Genomic DNA, 7,920 nt, shown 5'->3' with positions numbered 1-7,920 from the left:
CCCCCTCAACCGGACCCACCCCGCCAACCCACGGGATGCCAGCTTTTGCTGTTGCTTCGGCTTCGGCTCTGGCTTCGGCAGGTGCAGGGCTGCAAGCCCTGCCGAACAACCCTCAACCTTCGCAGTTGGCGAACAGGTCGCGATCACGCTCGTACAGCGAGGTCTTCACCTGCATCAGGCCCAGCACCGACGGGAACAGGTTGTCATGGTCGGTATAGGCTGCCGAACGCTTGCGCACACACTGCAGGTCCAGCCCGCGGCTGCTGGCGAAGCCCGGCGAGAACCACATCGTCATCGGCACCCGGGTCTGCTCGGCCGGGGCGATGGCGTAGGGCACGCCGTGCAGGAACAGGCCCTTCTCGCCCAGCGACTCGCCGTGGTCGGACAGGTAGATCATCGCTGTATCGTAGTCCTGCATCCCCTGCAGCGTGCCGATGGTCTTGCTCAGGAAGTGATCGGTGTACAGCACGGCGTTGTCGTAACTGTTGGTAATCTCTTCGCGCGAGCAGCGGCCGATGTCACGGGTGTCGCAGGTTGGCTTGAAGCGGGCAAAGGCGGCCGGATAACGCTCGAAATACGCAGGGCCATGGTTGCCCAGCTGGTGCAGCACCACTACGCGGTCGCCGGGCCTGGCACGCACCTGGGTGGCCAGGTCCTGCAGCAGGATCTCGTCCATGCAGCGGCCGTCGGCGCACAGGCCCGGGGTGGTCGCGTCGGACAGCGACTGGAAGTCCAGACCTTCGCACACACCCTTGCAGCCGGACTGGTTGTCACGCCACAACGGTGCGATGCCGGCACGGTTCAATACGTGCAGCAGCGACTGGTGCGCGCGGATCTTCTTCTCGTCGTAGTCGTGGCGGCCCCATGGCGAGAACAGGCACGGCAGCGAAACCTCGGTGCTGGTGCCGCACGAATGCATGTCGGGGAAGTTGATCACCGGTGCCTGGGCCAGTTCCGGGGTAGTGTTGCGGCCACCGTTGAGCCCCCAGTTCTGCGCGCGCACGGTCTCGCCCATGACGATCACCAGCAGGCGCGGTTTGCTGGCAGGTGCACGCGGAGTGGCCTTGGCGTCGGTACCGATCGGCAGCTTCGGCGCGCGCTGCACCGGATTGTCGCCACGCAGCGCACGCGGCATGCCCAGCAGCACGTTGGCCGGGGTCGCGAGGTAGCGTACTTCGCGCTGGTTGCGCATCAGCGCCGAGACATCCTGGAACGAGATCAGCGCACCGCCGAGCGCGGTCACCGCAGCCACCACCAGGAAGCCGAGACGCCACAGCAGGCTGCGTCCCCAGCTGCGACGACGCACCTGCACGCGCCACAGCACCACCATCGGCAGCACCGCCAGCAACAGCACCGGCCACAGCAGCGACACGGTCATCAGCTCGCGGCTTTCCTTGGGGTCGGTCGCCAGCACGTTGCGCAGCATGTCCGCATCCAGGTAGATGTGGTAGCGGCTCATGTAGTGCGCAGCGAATGCAGTCACCAGCAGCAGCAGGCTGATCACCACCTTGGCGTTCCAGCGCCAGACCAGGATGCCGAGCAGCACGCCGTGCGCACCCAGCAGCAACAGCAGCAGCGAGAGCGCGTAGCGCAGGCTGCCCGGATGGCTGGCCATCGCGCTGTGCCAGAACAGGCCGTTGCCGGCCACCGCGAAGAACAGGCTGGTCAGTGCGATCAGTGCTTCGGTGGAGAGCTGCGGCCGCAAGCGGCGAAGGTTCGCCAACGCGGGAAGACGGGCGGGGCGTTGGACCGATGCACTCATGCGTTTGCCTCCTGGCGGTGGGGACGGTCCAGCTGATGGCGGATCAGAACATACAGGCCCAGCGAAAGCAGCCAGCAGATCAAAGCGGTCGCAACGTCATGTGAAAGGAAATGCGCGCCCCGCAGCTGCTGGCTGATGCCGAATACCAGGCCGGTGCCAAGGCCGATCCACAACCCGGCCCAGCGCCATGCAGGGCGCCACAGCAAGGCGAAAAAGTACAGGCACACCCATGCGTAACCCGCGCTGGCGTGGCCTGCAGGGAAGCAGGCCTGCGCGGCCATGCCAACGGGCCGTGCCGTGAAAAGCCCGATGAAAGGCTGGTGGCCGCCGTAGCGCAGCAGGTCCCAGGGGCATTCCATCGGCACCAGCGACTTCAGCAGGGAGATCACACCCGTGCCCAGGGCCATGGCAATTACGACATAAAGCAGCGCCCACCGCAGGGTGCGATCGCGACCCTTTCGCCAGTGGTGGAAGCACAGCAGGATCGCCACGAGCGCAGCAGCCGTGCTCAGCCACTTGCCGACCTTGTGCACCACCGTGCGGGTGATCCAAGCGTCCTGCAGCGCCCAGTGACCACCCTCCAGGCGGAACAGATGATCGGCCACCCATTGGTCGCCGCCGAAACCCATCAGCAGCGTAAACAACGGCAGACCGATTGCGACAGGCAGCCAGAGGTGAGTTACGGCAAATCGTGACGCCAGTGGCGATGTCGCAAGCGGCGCTACCGAATCAAGGGGACGGACGGGCATGCTGGGAAAGGGCGGTTCGGGAATCCGCGGTCATGCTCGTCACCTGGATGTCGGAGAAGGGTCGGACGCTCGTTCGTGCCGGGTTAATGTGTGCCTGGCACGTGTCAACGTTCAGTCTTCTTCGGCGGTCGACCCTGTCCGCTCGGCGTGGCACTCCGGGTTCCATGCGGTACCGGGAAGCAGTTGCCAACGATTCCTGTTGGCAACACCGATATCGATCACTTTGCTCGGGTCCACGCACGGGCTCATCGCATCATCCAGCACCAGCAGCCAGCGCTTGTCCGGTGCTTCGGCCAGCCACGGGCCGGCATCGTGCCATTGCTCGGCCCAGGGGCGCTTGAAGCCGAATTCGCGCACTGGCCGGTCGGCCTGCAGCAGGTTCTGCTCGCGCCAGGCCACCAGCGCCAGTTCGGCGTCGGGACCGATCCGCGCGCCTACCCGGCGCATCAGTGCCGACGCCGATGCGTAGGGATCCAGCGCCGGGATCAGCACCAGACCGTAGAGCATCCACAGCATGCCGTGGGTCAGCAGCACCAGCGTTGCGGCGCGGCGTACCCGCAGCCACACGATCAATGTGGCCAGGGCGATGGCGAAGGTCAGCAGGCCGTCGCCCAGCACCGGCAGCAACGTATCGGGCATGGCGCGGCGTTCCAGTTGTGCCAACGCCCATGGGTGCTCGGTCATCAGCATCACGCCGAGCACGCCGGTGGCCAGCATCAGCACCACGCTGTAGCCGAACAGGTAGCGGCGCACGCACAGGCGGCGCAGGAGGCCGGGCAGCAGCGGCGCCACCGCCAGTGCCATCGCCGGCAGCATCGGCAACAGATACACCTCGCGCTTGCCCGGGCTGGCACTGAAGAACACCAGTACCAGCACTGCCCAGCCCAGCAGCAGCCACTGGCGGCCATCGCCGCGGCGGATGCGGCGCCACCACGGCTTGAACAGCATGGGCAGCAGCAGGCTGCCCGGCAGCCACAGGGTCAGGATCACCTGCAGGTAGTACCAGACCGGCTGCCGGTGATGCCAGGCATTGGCGTAGCGGGTGCCGGTCTGCTTGAACAACAGCTCATGCGCGTAGGCCTGCAGTTCGGCGCTGGGCGTATGCAGCAGGGCCCAGCCCAGCGGCGCCAGCCACACGCCCACGCCCAGCAGGAACGCCGGGATCAGCCACAGCAGCGTTGCCGGGTGCGGACCCTCCACACGGTGCCCGCGACGGCGCTGGTACAGCCACCAGCCGAACCAGGGCAGCACCATCAGCAGCGGCAGGAAACCCACACCCTTGGTCACCGTGCCGACGCCTGCGGCGAAACCGGCCAGCCACAGCGCGGGCAGGTTGCGGCGTTCACACAGGTGGCGCAGCAGGCCCCACAGGGCCACGGTGGTCATTCCCACCAGCACCATGTCGATCTGCGCGCGCTTGGCCATCAGCCCGAACTGCAGGGTGCAGAACAGCGCTGCGAGGGCATAGACGGAGTGCCTGGGCGACCACAGCCGGCGAGCCAGATCCGAGATCAGCCACAGGCTGAGCAGGGCGCCCAGCAACGACGGCAGCAGGAACGACCACTGCCAGCTGCCGACCAGCTCGTAGGCGGCCGCCTGCAGCCACATGAATACCGGTGGCTTCTCGGCATACAACTCGCTGCCACGATGCGGCAGCAGCCATTGCCCGCTCTCCACCATGGTCCGCGCGGCCAGCACGAAGCGCGGTTCGTCCGGCGGCTGCGGCTGCCGAAGGCCAATGCCCCCTGCCAACGCAGCAATGATCAGCAGCCACAGCAGGGGCAGGCGCCAACGGCGGGGCAGGGCTACGGGCACGGCAGGCTCCGGGAGCAAAACGGCCATTTTGAGGTGGCGAGGGTGGGAAAAGCGTCAGAAGGGGGCGGGACGACCGCATTCCGACATGGGCGGCGCTACCATGGTACGAACTTCCGTGGATGTTTCGTGCATGCGTCTGTTGGTGATCGAGGACAACCGCCAGCTGGTGGCCAACCTGTTCGACTATTTCGAGTCGCGCGGGCATGTGCTGGACGTGGCCCCGGATGGCATCACCGGCCTGCACCTGGCCGGCAGCCACCCCTACGATGCGGTGATCCTGGACTGGATGCTGCCGCGCATGGAGGGGCCGGAGGTGCTGCGCCGACTGCGTGCCGAGCACGCGTCCGAGGTGCCGGTGATCATGTTGACCGCGCGCGATGAGCTGCCGGACAAGATCGCCGGCTTCCGCGCCGGTGCCGACGACTACCTGACCAAGCCGTTCGCGCTGCCGGAGCTGGAGGTGCGGCTGGAGGCGCTGCTGCTGCGTGCGCAGGGCCGCAACCCGCGCAAGCGCCTGCAGGTGGGCGATCTGGTGCTGGATCTGGCGACGCTGGAGGCCCAGCGTGAGGGTCAGGTGCTGCACCTGTACCCGGCCTGCCGGAAGCTGCTGGAAGTGCTCATGCGCGCCAGCCCCGGCGCGGTGACCCGCCAGCAGCTGGAATTCGCTCTGTGGGGCGACGAGCCGCCGGATGGCGACCTGCTGCGTTCGCATGTCTACGAGCTGCGCCGCAGTGTGGACGGACCGTTCGCCGAGAAACTGATCCATACCCTGCCGCGGGTGGGTTACCGCTTGGCCGTGACCACGCCCAGCGATGCCGGCAAGGATGATGATGAAGGCGAGTAAGCCGGGGCCGTTGTACCGGCGCGTGGTGTGGTGGTTGCTGGGCTATCTGGCGCTGCTGTCGGTCGCGGTGTTCAGCGTCGGCAACTACGTGCATGAACATGCCGAGCATGCTGCCTGGCGCGCGCTGCTCAATTCCGAACTGGACAGCATCGTCGAGCACACCGAGCACGAGCCCCACTATCGCTGGCAGGACTCGGACACGCTCAGCCTGTTCCGCTTCGATGAAGGCAACATGCCGGAAAGCGTGCGCATGCTGCACCCGGGACTGCATGACGGGGTGCCGATCAAGGGGCGACAGACTGCGGTGATGGTGCGTGACACCGGTTCGATGGGGCGGGTGGCGCTGGCGCTGGACATTTCCGACTTCCATGACCTGGAACAGTTCGCCACGCGCTGGGTGATGCTGGCCGGGGTGATCATGATCTTCGTCACCGTGCTGATGGCGTCGTTCGGCATGGAACGCATGGTGCGCCCGTTGAGCCTGCTGGCACAGCACATTGCCGGGTTGCGACCAGGGGTGCAGGGCCAGCGCATCGAGGTCGACCCGCGCGGCAGCTCCGAGCTGCATACCATCGCCGATGCGCTGAACGACTACCTGGACCGCAACGAACAGTTCGTCGAGCGCGAGCGGGTCTTCATCAGTACCGCCAGCCACGAACTGCGCACGCCTATCGCAGTGATGACCGGTGCCGCCGAGCTGGCACTGGAACAGCCGGGCCTGCCCGATCGTGCACGCCAGCAGATGCAGCGGGTGCTGCGCACGGCGCAGAGCGTGGAGCAGCTGATTGAACTGCTGCTGGTGCTGGCGCGTGATCCGGCGCGCCTGGCCGCACGTGCCGAGCGCATCGCGCTGGACCAGCTGCTGCCGGAGATCGTCGACGACCATCGCCACCTGCTGGGCGACAAGGACCTGAGCATCGGCATCCAGGCTGCCCCGGTGGATATTGTCGCGCCGCTGGCCGTTGTGCAGGCCGCGATCGGCAACCTGCTGCGCAATGCCATCGAGAACAGTGGGCGTGGCCACATTGAGTTGCGCCTGAGCTCGTCGGCGGTGCTGACCCTGCAGGACCCGGGGCATGGCATGAGCCCCGAGGAGATTGCCGCGATCCACGCGCGCATGGCCCGCGGTGAACGTGCTGATCGGGGCGGCGGTATCGGTCTGGACCTGATCGCGCGGCTGTGCGAGCACCTGGGCTGGACCCTGCAGCTGCAGCCCTGCGACCCGCGTGGCACGCGGGTCACCCTGGACTTCGGCGCCTCGCGACCGGGCTGACCGACATGCCAATCGCTCCGCGCTGCGGCATGACCCGGCGTGAAGACAATGTTAATCTCGACCTGCGCCGCTTTATGCGGCGCTTTTTTTTCCCGCTCTTTCGATCGACAGAGGATCCCATGCCGACCGAACCCGCTACTGCCCTGATCAGCAACGACATCGTTGGACTGGGCCTGATTGCCGCCACCCTGGCCCTGATCTTCTGGGCCGCCAGTGGTCCGACCCCGTTGCTGAAGAAGATCTTCGCCTGGGTGCCGGCGCTGCTGCTGTGCTATTTCATTCCCGCCATCTACAACACCGCCGGTGTCATCGACGGTCACAACACCTCGCTGTACAACCCGGTCGCACGCGACGTGCTGCTGCCGGCCGCGCTGGTCCTGCTGACCCTGTCGATCGACCTCAAGGGCATTGCCAAGCTCGGCCCCAAACTGCTGATCGTGTTCTGTGCCGGTACCGCCGGCATCATGCTCGGTGCCATCGTCTCGTTCCAGCTGATGAAGCTGATCCACCCCGAAACCGTGGCCGGTGATACCTGGGCTGGGATGGCGGCGCTGGCCGGCAGCTGGATCGGTGGCGGTGCCAACATGGTTGCCATGCGCGAGGTGTTCGGCACCGATGCGACCACCTTCGGCCAGTTCGCGGTGGTCGATGTAGCCTGCGCCAGCCTGTGGATGGCGATCCTGTTGTTCCTGGCCAACCGCGCGCAGCAGATCGATACCCGCAACGGTGCCGATACCCGTGCAATCGACGAGATGAAGGCACGCATCAGCGCCTACGAGGCACAGAACGCACGCATTCCCAGCATGACCGACCTGATGGTGATCGTTGGCGTGGCACTGGGCGGCGTCGGCCTGGCCCATGCCATCGCCGCGCCGCTGGCGGGCTGGTTCAAGGCCAATGTCAGCTGGGCCAGCCAGTTCAGCCTGGACAGCCAGTTCGTGTGGGTGATCCTGCTGTCCACTGCGATGGGCCTGGGCCTGAGCTTCACCCGTGCGCGCCGGCTGGAAGCGGCCGGTGCGTCGCGGCTGGGCACGGTGTTCCTGTACTTCCTGATCGCCTGCATCGGCATGCAGATGAACCTGCTGTCGCTGCTGGATCGGCCGTGGCTGTTCCTGCTTGGCGCGATCTGGATGGCCACGCATGTGCTGGTGCTGTGGGTGGTGGCCAAGCTGCTGCGCGCGCCGCTGTTCTTCTTCGCCATTGGTTCGCAGGGCAACATCGGCGCAGCCGCTTCGGCTCCTGTGGTGGCAGCGGCGTTCCATCCGACGCTGGCCCCGGTGGGCGTGCTGCTGGGCACGGTGGGCTATGCGACCGGCACGGGGCTGGCCTATGTCACCGGCCTGATCCTGAAATGGATGGCCAACGGCTGAGAGGTGCAGCCGGGCTGCGCCCGGCACCCGCCGAAGCGGTAGTGCCGGCCGCTGGCCGGCAATCTCAACGGCAACAGCCGAAGCAACAGCAATAGCGGGCAATCCGT

6 protein-coding genes are annotated in these 7,920 nt (G+C 66.5%); 3 read left to right on the top strand and 3 right to left on the bottom strand.

Annotated elements, in window-relative coordinates; translation table 11 throughout:
• Positions 1-112: 112 nt before the first annotated feature.
• From N5J73_RS23605 to N5J73_RS23595, 3 genes are all read right to left on the bottom strand, one after another.
• Entirely contained in the window at positions 113-1,762 is a 1,650-nt protein-coding gene (locus tag N5J73_RS23605) for a phosphoethanolamine--lipid A transferase (RefSeq protein ID WP_049445495.1), read from the bottom strand.
• On the bottom strand, positions 1,759-2,511 hold the full coding sequence (locus tag N5J73_RS23600; protein ID WP_049445491.1) for a phosphatase PAP2 family protein: 753 nt from the start codon (positions 2,509-2,511) through the stop codon (positions 1,759-1,761). The genes N5J73_RS23605 and N5J73_RS23600 overlap by 4 nt, the downstream gene beginning before the upstream one ends.
• A 111-nt stretch (positions 2,512-2,622) precedes the next feature.
• Positions 2,623-4,326 carry a glycosyltransferase family 39 protein gene (locus N5J73_RS23595; RefSeq protein WP_049445489.1) on the bottom strand — a complete coding sequence of 568 codons (1,704 nt, stop codon included), beginning with the start codon at positions 4,324-4,326 and terminating at the stop codon, positions 2,623-2,625.
• Positions 4,327-4,456: 130 nt separating this feature from the next.
• Between N5J73_RS23595 and N5J73_RS23590 the strand changes: the two genes are divergently transcribed.
• The 3 genes from N5J73_RS23590 to N5J73_RS23580 all read left to right on the top strand — a co-directional run bounded on the left by N5J73_RS23590 (position 4,457) and on the right by N5J73_RS23580 (position 7,813).
• Positions 4,457-5,170: a response regulator transcription factor gene (locus N5J73_RS23590; RefSeq protein ID WP_049445487.1), complete on the top strand. Its 714-nt coding sequence runs from the start codon at positions 4,457-4,459 to the stop codon at positions 5,168-5,170.
• On the top strand, positions 5,157-6,443 hold the full coding sequence (locus N5J73_RS23585) for a HAMP domain-containing sensor histidine kinase (protein WP_049445485.1): 1,287 nt from the start codon (positions 5,157-5,159) through the stop codon (positions 6,441-6,443). Before N5J73_RS23590 ends, N5J73_RS23585 begins: the two co-directional genes overlap by 14 nt.
• Before the next feature lie 119 nt (positions 6,444-6,562).
• Positions 6,563-7,813: a DUF819 family protein gene (locus N5J73_RS23580; protein WP_049445483.1), complete on the top strand. Its 1,251-nt coding sequence runs from the start codon at positions 6,563-6,565 to the stop codon at positions 7,811-7,813.
• Positions 7,814-7,920 lie beyond the last annotated feature (107 nt).

Source organism: Stenotrophomonas sp. GD03654, from assembly GCF_029845105.1.
Classification (GTDB): Bacteria; Pseudomonadota; Gammaproteobacteria; order Xanthomonadales; family Xanthomonadaceae; genus Stenotrophomonas; species Stenotrophomonas africana.
Note: the sequence above shows the minus strand (reverse complement) of the source record. Positions and strands in the feature narration are given on the sequence as shown.

What these genes read in the sequence shown, in the direction of transcription:
- N5J73_RS23605 (WP_049445495.1), bottom strand. Translation starts at nt 1,762, where the DNA reads ATGAGTGCATCGGTCCAACGCCCCGCCCGTCTTCCCGCGTTGGCGAAC.
- N5J73_RS23600 (WP_049445491.1), bottom strand. Translation starts at nt 2,511, where the DNA reads ATGCCCGTCCGTCCCCTTGATTCGGTAGCGCCGCTTGCGACATCGCCA.
- N5J73_RS23590 (WP_049445487.1), top strand. Translation starts at nt 4,457, where the DNA reads ATGCGTCTGTTGGTGATCGAGGACAACCGCCAGCTGGTGGCCAACCTG.
- N5J73_RS23585 (WP_049445485.1), top strand. Translation starts at nt 5,157, where the DNA reads ATGAAGGCGAGTAAGCCGGGGCCGTTGTACCGGCGCGTGGTGTGGTGG.
- N5J73_RS23580 (WP_049445483.1), top strand. Translation starts at nt 6,563, where the DNA reads ATGCCGACCGAACCCGCTACTGCCCTGATCAGCAACGACATCGTTGGA.